General features: G+C 60.0%; 19 protein-coding genes. 7 read left to right on the plus strand and 12 right to left on the minus strand.

Translation table 11 applies throughout. The features are described 5' to 3' along the window. Nucleotides 1–36: 36 nt before the first annotated feature. The 7 genes from BFV97_RS14060 to BFV97_RS14090 form a co-directional block, all read right to left on the minus strand. A complete protein-coding gene (locus tag BFV97_RS14060; protein ID WP_172827921.1) occupies nucleotides 37–1,353 on the minus strand; it encodes a M16 family metallopeptidase in 1,317 nt (438 codons plus the stop codon). Further along, nucleotides 1,350–2,696 carry a M16 family metallopeptidase gene (locus BFV97_RS14065; RefSeq protein WP_069301024.1) on the minus strand — a complete coding sequence of 449 codons (1,347 nt, stop codon included), beginning with the start codon at nucleotides 2,694–2,696 and terminating at the stop codon, nucleotides 1,350–1,352. The genes BFV97_RS14060 and BFV97_RS14065 overlap by 4 nt, the downstream gene beginning before the upstream one ends. Nucleotides 2,697–2,801: 105 nt before the next feature. After that, a complete protein-coding gene (locus BFV97_RS14070) occupies nucleotides 2,802–3,359 on the minus strand; it encodes a DUF3035 domain-containing protein (protein WP_083225654.1) in 558 nt (185 codons plus the stop codon). 37 nt (nucleotides 3,360–3,396) lie between these two features. Beyond that, entirely contained in the window at nucleotides 3,397–3,870 is a 474-nt protein-coding gene (gene lspA, locus BFV97_RS14075) for a signal peptidase II (protein ID WP_069301025.1), read from the minus strand. Between the two features lie 15 nt (nucleotides 3,871–3,885). Next, complete coding sequence (gene purH / locus BFV97_RS14080) at nucleotides 3,886–5,478, minus strand: bifunctional phosphoribosylaminoimidazolecarboxamide formyltransferase/IMP cyclohydrolase (RefSeq protein ID WP_069301026.1); 1,593 nt, start codon at nucleotides 5,476–5,478, stop codon at nucleotides 3,886–3,888. Nucleotides 5,479–5,548: 70 nt separating this feature from the next. Next, on the minus strand, nucleotides 5,549–7,276 hold the full coding sequence (locus BFV97_RS14085) for a heparinase II/III family protein (RefSeq protein WP_083225655.1): 1,728 nt from the start codon (nucleotides 7,274–7,276) through the stop codon (nucleotides 5,549–5,551). Nucleotides 7,277–7,332: 56 nt separating this feature from the next. Further along, entirely contained in the window at nucleotides 7,333–8,619 is a 1,287-nt protein-coding gene (locus BFV97_RS14090; protein ID WP_069301028.1) for an RsmB/NOP family class I SAM-dependent RNA methyltransferase, read from the minus strand. 133 nt (nucleotides 8,620–8,752) lie between these two features. Here BFV97_RS14090 and BFV97_RS14095 point away from each other — a divergent pair, with 133 nt between their 5' ends. Next, nucleotides 8,753–8,935 (plus strand): DUF1674 domain-containing protein, encoded by a 183-nt coding sequence (locus BFV97_RS14095; protein WP_069301029.1) that lies wholly within the window; start codon nucleotides 8,753–8,755, stop codon nucleotides 8,933–8,935. A 28-nt stretch (nucleotides 8,936–8,963) separates the two neighbouring features. Here BFV97_RS14095 and dapB read toward each other — a convergent pair whose 3' ends face one another. Continuing rightward, complete coding sequence (gene dapB, locus BFV97_RS14100) at nucleotides 8,964–9,773, minus strand: 4-hydroxy-tetrahydrodipicolinate reductase (RefSeq protein ID WP_069301030.1); 810 nt, start codon at nucleotides 9,771–9,773, stop codon at nucleotides 8,964–8,966. Nucleotides 9,774–9,901: 128 nt separating this feature from the next. Here dapB and rbfA point away from each other — a divergent pair, with 128 nt between their 5' ends. Genes rbfA through BFV97_RS14120 form a run of 4 tightly spaced genes read left to right on the plus strand, consistent with a single transcriptional unit; the run spans nucleotide 9,902 to nucleotide 12,532 of the window. Continuing rightward, entirely contained in the window at nucleotides 9,902–10,300 is a 399-nt protein-coding gene (gene rbfA, locus BFV97_RS14105) for a 30S ribosome-binding factor RbfA (protein WP_069301031.1), read from the plus strand. Nucleotides 10,301–10,347: 47 nt separating this feature from the next. Beyond that, nucleotides 10,348–11,103, plus strand: coding sequence for a phosphodiester glycosidase family protein (locus BFV97_RS14110; RefSeq protein WP_069301032.1), 756 nt, complete (start codon nucleotides 10,348–10,350; stop codon nucleotides 11,101–11,103). Nucleotides 11,104–11,115: 12 nt separating this feature from the next. Continuing rightward, on the plus strand, nucleotides 11,116–12,033 hold the full coding sequence (truB, locus tag BFV97_RS14115) for a tRNA pseudouridine(55) synthase TruB (RefSeq protein WP_069301033.1): 918 nt from the start codon (nucleotides 11,116–11,118) through the stop codon (nucleotides 12,031–12,033). Beyond that, a complete protein-coding gene (locus BFV97_RS14120) occupies nucleotides 12,023–12,532 on the plus strand; it encodes a DUF1643 domain-containing protein (protein ID WP_069301034.1) in 510 nt (169 codons plus the stop codon). Before truB ends, BFV97_RS14120 begins: the two co-directional genes overlap by 11 nt. Before the next feature lie 84 nt (nucleotides 12,533–12,616). Here the strand turns inward: BFV97_RS14120 and ileS are convergent, their stop codons facing one another. Further along, a complete protein-coding gene (gene ileS / locus BFV97_RS14125; RefSeq protein WP_069301035.1) occupies nucleotides 12,617–15,520 on the minus strand; it encodes an isoleucine--tRNA ligase in 2,904 nt (967 codons plus the stop codon). Between the two features lie 260 nt (nucleotides 15,521–15,780). Continuing rightward, nucleotides 15,781–16,203, minus strand: coding sequence for an RrF2 family transcriptional regulator (locus BFV97_RS14130; RefSeq protein ID WP_245667750.1), 423 nt, complete (start codon nucleotides 16,201–16,203; stop codon nucleotides 15,781–15,783). 86 nt (nucleotides 16,204–16,289) lie between these two features. Here BFV97_RS14130 and BFV97_RS18785 point away from each other — a divergent pair, with 86 nt between their 5' ends. Then, on the plus strand, nucleotides 16,290–16,445 hold the full coding sequence (locus BFV97_RS18785; RefSeq protein ID WP_157888331.1) for a hypothetical protein: 156 nt from the start codon (nucleotides 16,290–16,292) through the stop codon (nucleotides 16,443–16,445). A gap of 5 nt (nucleotides 16,446–16,450) precedes the next feature. Continuing rightward, nucleotides 16,451–16,864 carry a group III truncated hemoglobin gene (locus tag BFV97_RS14135; protein WP_069301037.1) on the plus strand — a complete coding sequence of 138 codons (414 nt, stop codon included), beginning with the start codon at nucleotides 16,451–16,453 and terminating at the stop codon, nucleotides 16,862–16,864. On the opposite strand, the gene BFV97_RS14140 is transcribed toward BFV97_RS14135, so the two are convergent. Both BFV97_RS14140 and BFV97_RS14145 read right to left on the minus strand, forming a co-directional pair. Further along, the gene (locus BFV97_RS14140) at nucleotides 16,865–17,866 is read right to left on the minus strand and encodes a YcjF family protein (RefSeq protein WP_069301038.1); all 1,002 of its coding nucleotides are present in this window, start codon (nucleotides 17,864–17,866) and stop codon (nucleotides 16,865–16,867) included. It abuts the gene before it with no gap. Further along, nucleotides 17,863–19,284: a YcjX family GTP-binding protein gene (locus tag BFV97_RS14145; protein ID WP_069301039.1), complete on the minus strand. Its 1,422-nt coding sequence runs from the start codon at nucleotides 19,282–19,284 to the stop codon at nucleotides 17,863–17,865. The genes BFV97_RS14140 and BFV97_RS14145 overlap by 4 nt, the downstream gene beginning before the upstream one ends. Between the last annotated feature and the right edge of the window lie 15 nt (nucleotides 19,285–19,299).

Below are 19,299 nucleotides of genomic sequence, written 5' to 3' on the forward strand. Positions count from 1 at the left end.
GATTTTGCGGTCCGGCGCCCAAGCGCCGAGACCGTTTTACTGGGTGCTTTCCACGCCCTCGGGCTGCCCCACAACGACGAAATGCAGCGCATCGGGGTTCAGGTTTTCCTTGGCAACACGGGCGATGTCATCCACCGTCACCGCGTTCACCCTGTCGTTACGGGTGTTGGCGTAATCAATCGGGAAATGGTCAAGCTGGCTGCTGACCAAAATCCGCGCGATCCGGCTGTTGCCATCAAAACGCAGCGCGTAACTGCCCGTAAGGTACTTTTTCGCCTTCTCAAGCTCTTCCTCGGTGACACCCTCTTGCGCCATCCGCGCCCATTCGGTGCGGATCACGTCTATCGCCTCCCCCACAGTGCCATTGGCCGAAGCCACAGACCCGCCGTAATATTGCGTCGCTTCCATCCAGTTCAGGTAGGAATAAACCCCATAGGTCAAGCCGCGCTTTTCCCGCACTTCCTCTGTCAGACGAGAGCCAAACCCGCCACCGCCAAGGATATGGTTCATCACATAGACCGGCATGAAATCGGGGTGCTGCATGTTGATGTCAGACTCCTGCGCCCAGATCGCCACCGATTGCGGCGTCGGGAAATCCACCACGGTCACACCGCCGGGGGCGGCAAATTCGACCTTTTCGGGCAGTGGCGCACCGGTGGCAGGCAGGTCGCCCAGCAACCTGTCCAACATCGGGCCAAGTTCTTCGGCGGTGACATCCCCGACCACACCGATCACCAGATGATCCTTGCTCAGTGCCGCTTTGTGGGCCGCAACCAGATCATCCCGTGTCAGGGCAGCAACGGATTCAATCGTCCCGTCAGACGGGCGCCCGTACGGGTGATCCCCGAAGGCAATTTCGGCCATGGTCTTTTCGGCAATCGCTTCGGGATCCTGCAGGGCGCTTTGCAATCCGGTGATCACCTGCCCGCGCACCCGTTCGATGGCTACAGGATTGAAAGCCGGCTCCACAATCGCCTTGCGCAGCAGATCAAGCGCTGCGTCCGCATTGGATTTCAGCACCTGCGCGCTGATCCGAACTGAATCCCGCCCCGTGTCAAAACCGAAATTCGCCGCCAGCGATTCCGTGGCCCGACGATAGGCCGCCGCATCCATCTCTCCCGTGCCTTCTTCCAGCAGCCCGACCATCAGGTTCGTGGCCCCCAGATTATCCGGTGTATCCAGCGATGTTCCGCCGCGAAAGGCGATTTGCAGCGCGATAAAAGGGATCGAGGGTTCGTTTATCAGCCAGGCTTTGATTCCGCCTGCGCTTGTGACTTCTTCTATCTTGATCTGCGCCACAGCGGGCAGCGCGATCACGACCATACATAAAACGGCAGCTAATTTGCGGATCATTGGGACTGCTCCTCTGTCGGGGCCAGCATCAGACCCGTTACCGATTTTCGCATATCAAGCACTTTGGCCGCAGCCTCCATCACCTGTTCAGGCGTGACCGATTGCAGGGTTTTCGACCAGCTTTGCACGTCTTCAACCGTCAACCCCGCCGTGATTGCCCGACCATAGGTGCGGGCCACTTCGGACTGGTTGTCCAGCTTGTAAATGTCTTCGGCAGCGATCTGGGTTTTCAAACGCTCCAGATGTTCCAGATCCACCCCGTCCTTAAGGAAATCCGCCAGAACCGTGTCCATAGCTGCTTCCAATTGCTCCAGAGAGACACCGGGGCGGGGCATGGCGTAGATGCCAAAGGTTTCGGGGTCATAGGAGGTCGAGTCGTACCACGCATCGGTATAGACCGCGATCTGCTGGTCCAGTTGCAGCTTTTGCCCCAGAACCGACGAAATACCCGAACCACCGAGGAGATAGGACAGGATCGTCAGCGCCGCCGCTTCGTCCTGATTGCCGGACTGGCGTTTGGGGGCAAGGTAACTGCGCACCAGATAGGGTTGTGACTGACGCGGGTCACTAAAGCTGAGCCGCACCGCCGCCAGATGTGGCGGTTCTTGCGGGCGCACCCGTGGCGGGATGTTGTCGGACGGTTCCAATGGGCCGAAATATTCCTCTGCCAGCGCCTGAACCTCTGCGGGGGTGACATCACCGGCCACCACCAGCGTGGCGTTGTTCGGCGCATAATAGGTGCGGTAAAAGGCTAGCGCATCATCCAGATTAAGGGCTGCAATCTCGTGCCGCCATCCGATCACCGGATTGCGATAGGGATGATTCATAAAGGTCATGGCGCGGCGCTGTTCCTGAAACAGACTGCGTGGATCACTTTCAATACGAGAGTTCCGCTCTTCCAGCACAACATTCCGCTCTGTGATCACTTCGTCCTCGGTCAGCACCAGATTGCGCATCCGGTCGGCCTCAAGCTGCATCATCAGGGGCAGGCGATCCACCGCAACCCGCTGGAAATAGCCGGTATAATCATAAGAGGTAAACGCATTATCCACGCCGCCGTTTTCCTTGACGGTCTTGCTGAACTCCCCCGGTTTGAGGGTTTTTGTGCCCTTGAACATCAAATGTTCCAGAAAATGCGCCACGCCGGTCATGCCGGGCGGTTCATCGGCGGACCCGACGTTGTACCAGACCATATTTGTGACAACCGGGGCACGGTGATCCTCGATCACAATGCCTTTTAGCCCGTTCTCCAGTTCAAAAGTCGTGACCTTGCCGGTTTCGGCGAGTGCTGCAAATGGCGTGACGGCCACGGAACACACGATAGCTAAAGCCCTGAAAATCATGGGGCCCCCGTTCTAAATGAAAGTTAACGTAATCTTAGGAGTTTAGCGGCCATATTCAACGGCAAGGCCGCGGATTAATGGCGCTGCGCCCTGCCCGCGCAGGGTTTAGCGTTCACTTTGCGGTGAGACAGAGGGCGTCTTTACGTTACTGCGGCGCATCAGGTCATTTGCGCTGCGCGCTTTGAGGGTCTGATCCTCATAGTCTTGCAGATAGGTGTCGACTTTGAACAGGCGTTGCAGGAACAACGGGCCGTTTTCTTCACGGTATTGCGCGTCTTCTCTGGCCAGAACCTCGCGGATTTCGGGCGCGGCACCATTACGGGTCGCCGCTGCCAGAAGCGCGCCTTCGCCGCTGTAAATCGTGGTGCTGTCCAGACGCGCAGGTTGCCCGCCAAGCGCCGCCACCGCATCATGTTCGGGCAGCAGGTCCGTGCGGTTACGCGCCCCCGGCGTGGGTTCGGGCAGCGCGGCCAGATCATCCGGCAGGGTCAGCGGTTTGTTGGGGACGATACCGAATTCATCCGGTCCGGCACCCGTTGCAGGTCCGGCAAAGAACCGCCCGATGCCTTTGGAGGTGTCACATCCGGCCACGGCTGTCACCAAGGCAAGCATGCCTACCCATTTCAAACCGGACTTCTTCATGGCCATCATATCGTCACCCAAGGAATTTTCGTCGTTTTATCGCAGATTTCATCCGCCGTCACGCCCTTCTGTTGAGACGCTCTGAAAACAGTACCAGACCGAAGGCCCCGATGAAAATAGCGATGTCGGCCACATTGAAGGAAAACGGGTTTCTAAAGCCGCAACAGGACATGTTCAGAAAATCCGCAACAGCCCCGTAAACGTAGCGGTCCACCGAATTGCCCAGCGCCCCGCCAACGATACAACCGATCAGGAAAGCCGCAAACCAGCCGGTAAAATTGCGGCCCCACCAAAGCACCCAGCCAGAGATCACGACCGAAACCGCGATCAATATCCAGCGCATGGCGTCCACCTGCAAGCCGGACATCAGACCAAAGTTGATGCCCTCATTCCACGCCATGCGGAAATTGATCAGGGGCGGCAGCACATCAATCGCAAGCCTTGTTTTCAGATCCAGCATTTCGACCACAAAATATTTCGTGATCTGGTCCAGAGCAAAAATCCCAAGGCTCATTGCCAATATGCGCCGCATGTCCTGATCCTTTGCTTAGTGGCGGAAGTGGCGCATGCCGGTAAAGACCATCGCCAGTCCGGCTTCGTCCGCAGCGGCGATCACTTCGTCATCGCGCATGGAGCCTCCGGGCTGGATAACCGCCGTCGCGCCTGCTTCGGCAGCGGTCAACAGACCGTCTGAGAAGGGAAAGAAAGCGTCCGATGCCACAACCGACCCTTTGGTCAGCGGCTCTGTCAGACCCAGCACTTCGGCCATGTCCTGTGACTTGCGCGCGGCAATCCGTGTACTGTCAACGCGGCTCATCTGGCCGGCGCCCACACCGACAGTCGCCCCGTCTTTCACATAGACAATCGCGTTGGATTTGACGTGTTTGGCGATTTTCCACGCCAGCAACAGATCGGCCATTTCCTGCGCACCCGGTGCGCGTTTGGTGACAACCTTCAGATCGGATTGCGTGATAAACCCGTTGTCGCGATCCTGAATGAGATAGCCGCCGGAGACTTGTTTCCACATCTGCCCCGCACTGCGCACATCCGGCAAGCCGCCGGTTGTCAGCAGTCGCAGGTTCTTTTTCGCGGCAAAAACCTCTTTGGCCTCATCCGTCACATCAGGGGCGATGACCACTTCGGTGAAGATCTCCACGATCTGTTTCGCAGTCGCGCCGTCCAGCGTCTGGTTCAGCGCGATAATCCCGCCGAATGCCGATGTGCGATCGCAGTCAAATGCGGATTGATAGGCCTCGGCCAGTGTTGCGCCACGGGCCACACCGCACGGGTTGGCGTGTTTGATGATGGCACAGGCCGGACCGTCTGCGGGATCGAACTCTGCCACCAGTTCAAACGCGGCATCCGTGTCGTTGATGTTGTTATAGGACAGTTCCTTGCCCTGATGCTGCTGTGCTGTGGCCACACCGGGACGGGTGCTGCCATCGGGGTAGAAAGCAGCTGACTGATGCGGGTTTTCACCGTAGCGCAGGGTTTGGGCCAGAGTGCCGGCAATCGCCTTGCGCCGTGGCGCGTCCTGTTTGATCGCACCTGCCATCCAGGTGGACACCGCCGCATCATAGGCCGCAGTGCGGGCATAGGCGGTTTGGGCCAGTGTCTGGCGGAAGGCGATGCCGGTTTGCCCGTCATTCGCGTCAAGCTCTGCCAGCAGGGCATCGTAATCTTGAACATCCACCACTACGGACACAAATCCGTGGTTCTTGGCGGCTGCGCGGATCATGGCAGGACCGCCGATGTCGATGTTTTCGATGCAGGTGTCATAGTCGCCACCCGCCGCAACGGTTTGTTCAAACGGATAGAGATTGACCACCAGCAGGTCGATCGCCGCTATACCGTGCTCCTCCATTGCCGCTTTGTGATCGGCGTTGTCCCGCAAAGCCAGCAACCCGCCATGCACCATCGGGTGCAGGGTTTTCACGCGACCGTCCATCATCTCGGGGAAATTCGTTACTTCGGACACATCCTTGACCGGAAGACCCGCTTCGCGGATCGCATTGGCCGTGCCACCGGTGGACAAAAGTTCCACACCTCTGGCATCCAGAGCCGTAGCCAGTTCAATCAATCCGGTCTTATCGGAAACAGACAGGAGCGCACGGCGCAGCGGTTGCAGGTTTTGTGACATGAGAGCAGATCATTCCTTGTGTCAAAGGCCGCCGCCCTTTTGAAATCACCCCCCGAAACAGGGTTTTCAATCAAGCCGGGCGCGACAGGGTCCAGCGTATGACGCCCTCATACTCAACAACGGCGGAAGTGACCACAACCTCTTTTGTCGCGCGTGGCACCAATCGCCCCTGCTCAAAATAGATCGTATCATGCAGCGTCAGCTTCAGCCCGTCTGCGCGCAACAGCCAGACCTCGGCGTTGGGCAGCGTGACCGAGGCCACCGTATCCCCCATATCAAGCGTGACACGGGCATCGGGGTGCAGCCGGAAATGCGCCGCAAAGGGCATTTCGCGGTTTTGCCCCATCTCTGCCGCCGCAGCCGCAAAGCGGGTTTTCTCTGCGGCAGTCTGCGCAAAAATGCGGTCATAGCCCTGCACCTCGTCGCCGGTGTAAAGCACCGCAATCTCGCGGCTGTGGGTCAGTCCAAAGGCGGGGGTGTAACCGTCATGGCTGCATAAAACCGCCTGTCCATATTGGTTGTGATCCCGTTGCAGCGTGATTTTGCGCGGCGCATCAATCAGTTGCTGCCCGTAAATCCGGCGCACAAATCCCGAACCGGCAAACCGCGCAAGCGACGCCCCCGCCACTGTCACAGCACTATGGGCGGCGGTGGCGCGGGCCGCGCTGTGCAGATTGGCAGAAAAACCGCGGGCTGATCCCATGCTGACCAGAACCGGCAGTTTGCCCGAATACATCTCAACCGCAAGGGTAGAGGCATGGGCCCGCTCCGGTGCGCCGATCACCGGCAACCGCGCCGCATCCATCAGCACAACCGTGCCCGATGCTGACAGCCGCGCAAAGCCCATGGCGCCGCCTTCCCGCGCCGGTGATCCGATCCCCGCATCCGCCAGCGCCTGATCAATCCGGTCCGCCTGTCCCGCGTCCCCGCCGTGGAACCGTGCCATTGTACCATCCCCGAAGCGCAGCGCCCGAATCGCAGGGGCCATACGCTGCAAGGCACGGATGATCTCGGGGTTGATATAATCGCCATCCGAACTGACCGCCTGATTGACCGAGGACAACAGGGTGAAAATCTCCATCAGTTCTTCGGGGTTGCGGCTGGCAATGCCGCCGTCCTCTGCGATTTCGCGCTGGCATTCCCGCCCGAGCGCACGCAGCGCCGGTTTGAGAACATGATCCTGCCCTTCCAGCGCCAGCCCGCAATGGACCAGCCCCGTTAAGGCTTCGAAGCGGGGCAAACCCGCATGGGCGGACTTCCAGCGTTTCATCAAAAAGCGGGACTGGTGGCCAAGGGCCGCGAAATAAGCGCGGGACTGGTCCGGTTCAACCTGATGCAGGATCAGGATTGCGTGGTTGATCCAGCGCACCACCCGCCGCCCCGTCACATCGGGCGCCCAGCCGTTGCCGTGACCGCCGCCGAACCGTTCGATCCAGTCAAACAGCCAGACCTGTGCCTGTTTGCGGGCCTCGGGCGTGTCCACAGCCACCACATCGTCAAACCAATTAAACCCGTGCAGCGCTGCGGCTGTGTCCGGATCCTCCAGTGCCGCGCCCCACAAGACACCTTTGCCCTGCTCGATCACATCGCCATGAACCAGATGATTGCCCGCCAGCACCTGCAAACCACGGGTCGCCAGACCATAGGAGCGCGGGTCGGGCTGGGATTTGAAGGCTTTGGCAGGGGCAGCGAAACGGGCAATGCGCAGGGCAAGGAAATCCCGCCACCGCATCCAGCGACGGCGGAAAGCCTCGGCCATCGCCATTGGATACCAGTGCAATCGCGCACCTTCTGTCATGTCAGCCCCACGCCCGTATTTTCCACAAGATATAGGGGGTTAGCGCCATGCTGTCATCACTGCTTGTGCAATCGGGCCATATAAAAGCCGTCCATACCGCCCCGCTTTGGCCAATAGTCGGGCCGCAGCCGGACAGCGCCGGTTGAAACCTGCCACGCCGGATCAAGGCCCAGCGCCGCTGCATCGACAGGCGCTTCAACCAGATCGGTCTGTTCCAGCGCACGGGCAATCTGGCGTTCCCCTTCGGCGGGGATCAGGCTGCAGGTGGCATAGACCATCTGTCCACCCGGTTTCAGCCAGCCTGCCGCCCGTTGCAGCATGTTCTGCTGCAAATCCAGCAGCGGCTTCAGATCCAGCGAGGGGCGCACATAAGGCAGATCGGGATGACGGCGAATGGTGCCGGTGGCCGAGCAGGGCGCATCCAGCAAAATTGCGTCAAACGGCGCGTCCGGCGTCCAGTGCATCGCATTGGCCACCTCCATGCGCGGGCGGAACCCCATGCGGCGGGTATTTTCCATCACGCGGTGCATCCGTTCGGGCGAAAGGTCGAGCGCGGTCACATCCGCCCCTGCTGCGCAAAGCTGCATGGTCTTACCGCCTGGCGCGGCACAAAGGTCCAGCACCCGTTTGCCCGACAGATCACCCATCAGGCGCACCGGCATGGCCGCGGCGGCATCCTGCACCCACCACGCGCCGTCCTCAAACCCGTCGAGCGCGGAAATCTGTCCGGGCTGGTGCAGGCGCAAACTACCCGTCGGCAACAACTCGGCGCCCAGTTTCTCGGCCCATTCCGCCCCTTTTGCAGATTCGCGCAGGCTCAGGTCTACCGGAGGACGTTCCAGATAGGCCCGCTCCATCGCTTCCGCTGCCTCTGGCCCGAAGGCTTTGACAATCGCGCCGCGCAGGGCCTTGGGCAATTGCGGAACCGGCATATCCTGTAGCGCGGACACGTCCAGCTCTCCCAGTTTACGCCCTACCGCGTTTACCATTCCGGCGAGGTGTTTTGTCTTCTGGCTCGCCCGCGCGATTTCCACGGCTGCGTTCACGGCACCATGGGCGGGAATACCGTCCAGCACGATTTCGGCCGCACAAACCCGCAGCGCATTGAGCGCACGCAAGGGCGGCTTGTGATCCATGAACTCTGCCAGAACCGCATCAATCCGGGGTATGTGGCGCAAGGTCAGCGCCGCCAGCGACTGCGCACGCGCCCGATCAGCGGGCACCAGTTTGGCCAGCGGACCGTCTTCCCGCTGAACCGAATCGCCCAGCATCTGGTGGTCCATCAGAACCCCGTGTATCAGCGCGACTGCACCGAAACGGGCCGAGGTAGAGGATTTTGCCATCCGGTATCCCTTTGTTGTGTCCCGCGCCTGCCCGCCACTGGCGGATCATCGGCGCGGATCGGGTGTTTTTACATTCAATCCGGATCGGATAAAGTGTTAAGACAGCTTTAGACCAGTCATCAGGCAGACACAAATGAGCGACGATCAAAAACAGAAAAAACTGCAAGCAGCGGCGAAACGGGCTTTGGCCGAAGCCGCCGCCCGCAAGGCCGAAGCCGAACCGCTGGACCTGCCGTCCGAACTTGGCGGACGGGAAGGACCGGAACCCACCCGCTTTGGCGATTGGGAAAAGAAGGGCATCGTGTCGGACTTCTGAACAGCACCCGACACCCCAACCGCGTCTGTTACAGCCCCAGCACGTCCATCATATCGTATTCGCCCGGATTCTTGCCCTGCCCCCAAAGGGCAGCTTTAACCGCACCGCGCGCAAAAATGCGCCGGTCGGTGGCGAGGTGGCGCAGCACAATGCGTTCCCCGTCAGCGGCAAAGATCACATCGTGTTCCCCGACCACATCGCCACCGCGAATGGCGCTGAACCCGATGTCGCCCCGCTTGCGCGCGCCGGTGATCCCGTCACGCCCGCGATCCGATACCTCGCCCAGTGCAACGCCGCGCCCTTCGGCAGCCGCCTCGCCCAGCATCAGGGCCGTACCGCTTGGCGCATCGACCTTGTGACGGTGATGAGCCTCCACCACTTCGATGTCAAAATCCGCATCCAGCGCCTGCGCGACCTTTTTAGTCAGTTGCACCAGCAGATTCACCCCAAGGCTCATGTTGCCGGCGCGAATGATCGGCGCATGCCGCGCCGCCGCAGACAGTTTGGCGAGATGGCTTTCGTCCATGCCCGTCGTGCCGATCACATGGACCGCGCGGGCCTGCGCCGCCAGTGCGGCATGTTCTACGGTGGCATCGGGGCTGGTGAAATCAATTACCGCCTGTGCCTTGGCAAACACTTCAAGCGGATCATCCGACACTGTGATCCCCAGATCGGCCCCGCCCATGCAGGCGCCCAGATCCTTGCCGATCCAATCGTGACCCGCCCGTTCCGTCACGCCGGCAAGGGTCGCCTGATCGCTGTCCAGAACCGTCTGGATCAACATCTGCCCCATACGGCCCGAGGCGCCCACAATCGCGATAGCTGGTTGGTCTGACATGAACTCGCTCCTTTGCTGTGCTTGGCTCGGCTTTACCCCGCCTATGGGCAAAGTCAAAGCCCCCGTGACGCAAAGCCATGTTGTAAGCTGCGGAATTCTGCCATAAATGGGCTGAAAAAGAGGATACCATGGCCAAACGCACACAAGATTCATCCGCAGGCCCGAGCCAGCGCCAACTGCGCGTCGGGGAACTGATCCGCCGCAGCCTTGCGGAAACCCTGTCCCGTGGCGACATCCACGATCCCGATCTGGCCCATGTCTCCATCACTGTCGGAGAGGTGCGCCCTACCCCCGACCTGCGCAAAGCCGTCGTGCATGTGCTGCCCCTTGGCGGGGTGAATGCCGATCTGGTGGTTGAGGCGCTGAACAAGAACACCTATGAACTGCGGCGTTCGATCAACAAGAACCTCGACCTGAAATACTCGCCCGAGCTAAAGTTCGTCTACGACCGCACGTTTGACCAAATGGACGAGACCCGCCGCCTGCTGGAACAATCCAGCGTAAAGCAGGATCTGGACAAAGACTGATCGCAAAACACCGCAGCAGGACACGACAAGACCAAAGGCAAAACGGCATGATTAGAACACTCGCCCTTCTGTTTTTCTGTGCTGTCGGCCTGTCCGGACCCGCACTGGCCCAAACTGACGAGTCCCCCTGCCGCGATGTCAACTATCAATCCGCCAGCTTTACGGTCTGTACGGTGGATATGACGGGCGACCGGCTCGACCTGTTTTTATACGACGCGGCAGGCAAACCCTATGGCCATTTTACCAGCCTCGACCGGATGCTGCTGGCCAAGGACAAGAAGCTGGCGTTTGCGATGAACGCGGGGATGTATCACGAAAACCGCGCACCGGTGGGTCATTACATCGAAAACGGCACCGAGCTGAAAAGAGTGATCCCGAATGCGGGTCCGGGCAATTTTGGCCTGCTGCCCAACGGGGTGCTCTGCATCCGTAAGGGGCGCGCCGATGTGATCGAAACCCTGCGTTATCTGGACGATCAACCCGCCTGCACCCATGCCACCCAATCCGGCCCGATGCTGGTGATTGATGGCGAACTCCACCCCCGTTTCCTGCCCGACAGTGACAGCCGCTATATCCGCAACGGCGTCGGCACCAGCCGCGATGGAAAGACCGCAGACTTCGTGATTTCCAACGTTCCGGTGACGTTTCACGCTTTTGCCAGCTTTTTTCGCGATTATCTGAAGCTGCCACAGGCACTTTACTTTGACGGCAACATTTCCCGCCTGTATGCCCCCAACCTTAACCGTTCGGATTTCGGCTTCACCACGCTCGGTCCGATCATCGGTGTTGTGACAGACAAATAGCAAGGCAACGACATGGGACGCAAACGCAAGGGCCGCGATATTTCGGGCTGGCTGGTGGTGGACAAACCCGCCGGCATCACCTCCACCGCTGTGGTGAACAAGGTGAAATGGGCGATGAACGCCAATAAAGCAGGCCATGCCGGCACGCTCGATCCCGAAGCCACCGGCGTTCTGGCCGTGGCGCTGGGCGAGGCGACCAAGACCGTGCCCTACATCACCGACGCGCTCAAAGCCTATACATTTACCATCCGGCTCGGTCAGGCGACCAACACCGATGACACGGAGGGAGAGGTCGTCTCCAGCAGTGATGACCGTCCCACAGACGCGCAGATTAAAGCCGCCCTGGGCGCCTTTATCGGAGACATCGAACAGATTCCGCCGAAATTCTCCGCCGTGAAGGTGGACGGGCAGCGGGCTTATAAAATGGCCCGTGGCGGCGATGATGATTTCGAACTCGCGCCGCGCCCGCTCTGGGTGGAAGACCTGTCCTTTCTGTCGCGCCCCGATGCGGATCATGTGGAACTGGAACTGGTCTGTGGCAAAGGCGGCTATGTGCGCTCTATTGCCCGCGATCTGGGGGAAAAGCTGGGCTGTTACGGCCATGTGCTGACCCTGCGCCGGATTTGGTCCGGCCCGTTTGAAACATCAGACGGGATCAGCCTAGAGACCATCGACGCACTGGCAAAGACACCGGAGCTTGATCAATACCTGCTGCCGCTGGAAACCGGTCTCAGCGAGCTGCCTGCCCTCTCCTGCCGCCCTGAGGACGCCGCCCGCCTGCGCAATGGCAATCCGGGCATGGTGATCGCCTCCGATCTCGAATACGGCGAAGAGGCATGGGTGGCCTGCAACGGCGATCCTGTCGCCATCGGCGTTTACAAAGCCGGCGAACTACACCCCACCCGCGTCTTTGTGCGCCATGACAGTTGAACGGCGCCACACCAAAGGCGATGCCGAATCAGTTGCGGTCTATTCCGACTGCGAAGCCTTCCGCTACACGCTGACCCGCCAATGGTCTGATGCGGGCGGGCATGTGTTGTTTGTGATGCTCAATCCCTCCACCGCGACCGAAGTGCAGAACGATCCCACGGTAGAGCGCTGCGAACGCCGCGCCCGCGCCTTGGGCTTTGGCGGCTTCACGGTCTGCAACATCTTTGCCTACCGCGCCACGGACCCGCGCGATATGCGCGCCGCCCCCGATCCGGTCGGCCCTGAAAACGATGCAGCGATCCTTGCCGCTGCCAAAACCGCCGACCGTATCGTCTGCGCATGGGGCACGCACGGCGCCCATCTGGGCCGTGGTCCCCTGATGGAACAGCTGTTGCGGGCGCAGGACAAACCGCTTTACCACCTCGGCCTGTCCAAAGCCGGCCACCCCAAACATCCCCTGTATATCGCCTACACCACACAACCGGAGCTTTGGGACTAGGCCGCCAAAGGCTTCAATGTTCCCGAAATACTCAAAAGGGGCACCGAAGGGCCCCAATCAAACTTTTCAAAAACTGTAACGGCCTTACAACGCAGCCGAACACCGCCCGCAGGTGCCGGGGTGTTCATGAGTGCCCACATCCGGCAGGATTTTCCAGCAACGCTGGCATTTCTCCCCTTCAGCGGTTTCAAACACCACGCCGACACCTTCGACTTCCGGCATCCGGAAGGCTTCGGCTGGGATCGGATCATCCGTCAGGGTCACAGCAGAGGTGATGCAGACATCCGCAAACGGCGTGGTCTTCAGCGCCTCCAGCACATCCGCATCCCGCACATGCACAACCGGAGCCGCTTCTAGCGATGCACCGATCACCTTGTCGCGGCGCTGCACCTCGATCGCGCCTGTCACAACACGGCGCACGCGGCGGATTTTTTCCCATTTCTCGGCCAGAACCTCGTCCCGCCATTCGCCCGGAGTGTTGGGGAAATCCTGCAAGTGAACAGAGCTTTCGTCGCCGGGGAAACGTTCCAGCCAGACATCTTCCATCGTGAACACCAGCATCGGTGCCAGCCAGGTTGTCAGTCGTTCGAACAGCAGGTTCAGAACCGTGCGGGCCGAACGCCGCTCCAGACTGTCCACCCCGTCACAATACAGAACATCCTTGCGAATGTCGAAATAGACCGAAGACAGATCGACCGTGCAGAACTGGAACAGCTGTTGCAGGACGTTCTGGAAGTTATAGGCGGAATAGCCGTTGCGCACCACGTGATCCAGCTCGGCCAGACGATGTAGCACCCAGCGCTCCAGTTCCGGCATGTCCGCCGGTTCCACTTTTTCGGCATCGCTGAACCCGTCCAGATTGCCCAGCAGGAACCGCATGGTATTGCGCAGGCGGCGATAGCTGTCAGCCACACCTTTCAGGATTTCCGGCCCGATCCGCTGGTCAGCGGTAAAGTCGGTTTGCGCCACCCACAGGCGCAGAATATCCGCGCCGTATTGCTTGACGATGGTTTCCGGCACGATGGTATTGCCGATGGACTTGGACATTTTCATGCCCTTTTCATCCAGCGTGAACCCGTGGGTCACAACCGCCTTGTAAGGCGCGCGCCCCTTGGTGCCACAGGCTTGCAACATGGAGGAATGGAACCAGCCGCGATGCTGGTCGGTGCCTTCAAGGTAGACATCCGCAATCCCGTCCGGCGAGCCATCTTCACGATCCCGCACCACGAAAGAGTGGGTCGAGCCGGAGTCAAACCAAACATCAAGGATGTCAAACACCTGATCCCAGTCCTCGTGGGGGTAATCATCCCCAAGGAACCGCGCCTTGGCGCCCTCTTCGTACCAGCAATCTGCACCCTCAGCGCGGAAAGCCTCGGCAATGCGGGCGTTCACGGCATCATCCCGCAGGATGTAATCCGCATCTGTCGGCAGCGAGCCTTTTCGGGTGAAACAGGTCAGCGGCACGCCCCATGCACGCTGGCGCGACAGAACCCAATCGGGACGGGATTCGATCATGGAATACAGACGGTTGCGCCCTGTGACAGGGGTCCATTTCACCAGTTGGTCAATGGAATTCAACGCCCGCTCGCGGATGGTTTCACCATAGGTGTCATCCCCCCCGATAGGTTTGTCGATGGCGGCAAACCACTGGGGCGTGTTGCGATAGATCACAGGGGCTTTGGACCGCCACGAATGGGGGTAGCTGTGCTTGATCTTGCCGCGGGCGAGCAAGCCGCCCACTTCGACCAGCTTGTCAATCACGGCCTTGTTAGCATCCCCCTCACCGCCTTTGCGGTTCAGGATGTATTTGCCACCAAAGAACGGCAGATCAGCGCGGAAGGAACCGTCATCCATCACGTTATAGGTGATGACCTGCTCCAGCATGTTAAGATCGCGGAACAGTTCATATTCCTCCATCCCGTGGGAGGGTGCACAATGCACAAACCCCGTGCCTTCCGTGTCGGTAACGAAATCCGCCGCACGGAAATCGCGCAGGTCATCCCATTCGCCATTTGAACCTTCAGCACCAGCCAGCGGGTGCAGCAGGCCCAAACCTTCCAGATCGGACGCAGGCACATCGCGCAGACGGGTGTATTGCCCGTCTTCCAGACGCGCCTTGGTCATCACATCAGCGGCCAGATTATCCGCCAGCAGGAAACGGTCGCCCACATTGGCCCATGATTCCTCAGGTGTGCCTGTGACCTCGTACAATCCGTAGGAAATGTCCTTGCCGTAAACCACAGCCTTGTTTGACGGCATGGTCCAAGGGGTCGTTGTCCAGATCACGACGAAAGCATCGGCCAGATCGCTGTCGCCCTGCACCTTGAACTTCACCCAGACGGTAAAGCTCTCCTTGTCGTGATATTCCACCTCGGCCTCGGCCAGCGCGGTTTTCTCGATGGGGGACCACATCACGGGTTTGGACCCCTGATAGAGCGCGCCGTTCATCACGAACTTCATAAATTCCTCTGCGATCACCGCTTCGGAGCTGTAGTTCATCGTCAGATAAGGGTCTTCCCAGTTGCCCTGCACGCCAAGACGTTTGAACTCCTCGCGCTGGATGTCGATCCAGCCCTCGGCAAACTTGCGGCATTCCTGACGCAACTCGATGATCGGCACATCGTCCTTGTTCTTGCCCTTTTTGCGGTATTGCTCTTCGATCTTCCATTCGATCGGAAGACCGTGGCAATCCCAGCCCGGCACATAGCGGGCGTCCTTGCCCATCATCTGCTGGCTGCGCACGATAAAATCCTTCAAGATCTTGTTCAGCGCGTGACCGATGTGCAAGTGGCCGTTGGCATAGGGCGGGCCGTCATGCAGGATGAACGGCGTGCGGTCGCCCGCTTCGGCCCGTTGTTTGTGGTACACATCCAGCTTGGCCCATTTTTCCAGCCATTCCGGTTCACGTTTCGGCAATCCGGCCCGCATCGGAAAATCGGTTTTCGGCAGGCGCAGGGTGTCTTTGTAGTCAGGGGTTTCGGCACACATGAGTTGTGGCTCCGTCTTTATCTTGATGTCAATTTACAAGGGCGGCGCGGGGTTCCATACGCCTTTTCCCGGCGACTCTTCCAGATCAGAGCGCCGGGCCGGTAATTCGTATGGTGATGCCGAATATATGTTTCATGGGCGCGTTATAGCCCCGTAAAACCGCCCCGTCCAGCCGAACAAACGCAGGCTTTGACTGCGCGGCTCTGAACGGCTTTGAACGGCTGTGGACCGCGCTTTACCGCGGGAACCGGACGTTCCGGCTAGACGGCCAGCAACTCGCGCAGGGCATCGCCCCGCGCCACGGTGTCGGCCAGCGTGTATCCGTCAAGTACGGCAAAAAACGCCTCTTGCGCCTCTTGCAAGGGGGTGCGCAATCCGCAGGCGGGCAGGATGCAGCAGGTTGACCCCTGCCCCATACATTCCACCAGCGCGGAAGATTTGGACAGGTGCCGCACCACAGCGCCAAGCCGGATGTCTTTTGCAGGTCGCGCCAGTCTCAACCCGCCGCCGCGCCCTCGTTCGGACAGTATAAATCCCCCGGCAACAAGGGCCGTGGCGATCTTGGCAACATGGTGTTGGGAAATGCCGTATTGCGCGGCGATCTGCCCGCCACCAAGGGCAGTTTCCCGCGTCACCGCCAGCGCCATCAACACCCGCAATCCGTAATCTGTAAACTTGGTCATTTGCATGTGACATAATTAGCATTTGATTTGCGCATTTGGAAGGATTATTAAATAGGTATCTAAAATACCTATTAAGGAATCATCCGATGGAACGTATGGCAGAACTGTTCCTGTGGCCCGGCACCAAAATGTGCGAGCATCTGGACATTGATCCGAAGGGCGATCTTGGCCTGTTGCGGTCCTTTTTCAATATGCTGTTCTGGTTGCCTCTGGGGCTTCTTATGGTGTGGATCTTCAATTGACTGTAATGCCCCTGCCGCCCCGCATTCCGCTGCGCCGTGCGCAAATTGAACAGGTCGTGACTGCTTTTTATGCCCGTGTCCGGCGCGATCCGGTGATCGGTCCGGTGTTTCTGGAACGTCTGTCGGATGACGCTGGAGTCTGGCGCTCTCATGAGGCGAAAATCGCGGATTTCTGGGCCAATGCGATCCTGCATGAACGCAGCTACAACGGCAATCCGATGATGGTGCATTCTGGCATTTCCACTATCAAACCGCAGATGTTTGCCCGCTGGCTTGATCTGTTCGATGATACGCTCGCACAGGAGCTGCCCGACGGGATTGCCGCGCAGTGGTCGGCCCTGGCCCACCGGATCGGACGCGGGCTGCGGATGGGTGTCGAGATGAACACTGCGAACAGCGGCCCCCCGATCCTGAGCTGATCAATTGCTGAACAGCCCCGTCAGACTGCGCTTGATGATGTTTGTCACGCGGGGTTTGGGTTCCACCTGAAACGGCATCGGGCGGCAGACCTCTATGGCGGCGACCCCTACACGGGCGGTCAGCGCGCCGTTGATGACGCCCTCTCCGGAGCGGCGGGAGACTTTGGCCAGAACCCCGCCCCCTGCCACAGAACCGATCAGATCATCCCCGATCGCCACAGCCCCTGTTGCAACCAGATGGGCGGCCACCGCCTTGGTCAGCCGCCAGCTGCCCAGCGTGCCCGACCGTCCGCCGTATATCTGCGCAATCTGGCGGATCATCCGCAGATTAGCGCCCAGCGCCACAACCACATCCGCAAGCGCCAGTGGCACCACGGCGGTCACAGTCGCCACCTGCCGCGCTGCGGATTCGATCTGCCTGCGGGCGAGATCATCAAGCGGTCGCAGCAACAGGGTCTCGCTTTGGGCAAGGGCACTGTCTGCATCGAGAATCTCGTTTCGCTGCTCGGCCAGTTGCGCCAGCCCCCAGCGCAGCTCTACCCGTCCGCGATAAAGGCTTTCGAGTTTGTCCTGATAGCTGTGCACCTCTGCCAGTGTGCCTTCCTGCACCAGATGCTCTGCCTCGGCCCGCAATCCGTCAATCCGGCGCAGTCGCGACAGGGTGGCCAGTTCCCGCCCCGCCATAACCAGAAGCGCACCGATCACCAGCGTCAGCAGGCCCAGCGCCACACGGCCCAGCCAGACATTGCGCGACACAAGCGTTTCAACGAAATCCCAGACAAAGACGCCAATCATAAAGGTCAAAAGCGCCCCGAGCGCCCACCAGAACACCCGCGACACGGTTGAACGGCGACTTGCGGCAAAGCGCAGACCGACTTCGGCGGCGGGGGTGTGGAGGGGCCGGTCAAGATCCGGCACTGGCGGCGCGCTGGCCGGCGTGTGATCCTGCACAGGGTCGGTATCCAGATCAATGACGACAGGTTTAACGTGTTTGCGGCTCATATCAAACGATCCCCGATCAGAAATTCAGCAGCGCGGTCCAGCCGGATATGAGGCGGACCATCCCCCGCCTTTAACGACACTTCGGCAGGCGCAAATCCCATGATGGCGTAATCCCCGTCAAGCCAGCGCTCCGCCCCCTGTTCAGCGGGTTTTAACAGCACCGCCGGGTCTTCGGGCAGACGTCCGGGATACATCGCTGCCTGTTTTCCAGTGGACAGCAATCGCCCCCGCACCAGATCCAGCGTTTCCCCGTCATGGCTGCGGGTCTCTTCCACAGTTGCCCGCAAACTGGCCAGCGCCATCGCGTCCGTCTGCGCCCCCTGATAGGTCGCCTTGTCCCGCGCACTGCGCACCAGCGCCCCCATGATCGTGGTTAAAGCGGGATGCTGGTGATGGTGCAAATGATCCGCTTTAGTGGCCGCAAACAGGATACGTTCGACCGATTTACCGCGCAGGGCAGACAAAAACCCGTTCCGCCCCGTCTTGAAACAGGACAGGATGTCGGCCAGCGCATCGCGCAAATCCCCGACCGCCTGCGGCCCGGCATGGATCGCGCCCAGCGCGTCCACCAGCACCACCTGCCGGTCGATGCGCGAAAAATGATCCCGAAAGAAAGGCCGCACAATGCCGGATTTATAGGTCTCATAGCGCCGCGCAAAGGCCCGCCCGAGCGAATTTCGCGGGTATTTCCCCGTAGGCAACGGCGCAAATGTCAGCGCAGGCGATCCCGCCAGATCCCCCGGCATCAAAAAACGCCCCGGCGCACAGGCGGACAGACCGGATTCCCGTGCCGCCTGCAAATAGGCGGTAAAGGCCGCTGCCAGTTTCTGCGCCTGAGGTTCGTCCAGTTCCACTTCGGGGTCAACCTGTTCCAGCAGTGCCAGCCACTCTGCCGCGAACGGCGCACGAGAGGGCTTTTGCGCAAGGGCAATCGCACCCTGCGACCACTGCTCAAAGCTCTGCTCCATCAGGGGCAGGTCCAACAACCATTCGCCGGGATAATCCACAATATCGATATGAATGGTCCGCGCCGATTTGATCGTTGAAAGCACGCCGGCTGGGGCCACCCGCAGGGACAGGCGCAACTGGGAAATCGCCCGCGTGCTTTCGGGCCAGTGCGGATTGGGGCCGGTCATGGCCGACAGATGTTTTTCATATTCAAAACGGGGCACCAGATCATCGGGTTGGGGTTGCAGAAACGCCGCCTCGATCCGCCCCTGACTGGCCGCCTGCAATGCAGGCATCCGGCCACGATCCAGCAGATTCGCCACCAGAGAGGTGATGAACACGGTTTTTCCGGCACGGGACAACCCCGTCACCCCCAGCCGGATCACCGGCTCGAACAGGGTTTCGCTTAGGCCGTCGCTGATCAGTTCCACCTGCCGCGTCACGCCGTCAATTAATGTTCCGATGCCCAGAATGCTCTGTCCTTC

This window comes from Neptunicoccus sediminis (assembly GCF_001719615.1).
GTDB classification, from domain to species: Bacteria; Pseudomonadota; Alphaproteobacteria; order Rhodobacterales; family Rhodobacteraceae; genus Amylibacter; species Amylibacter sediminis.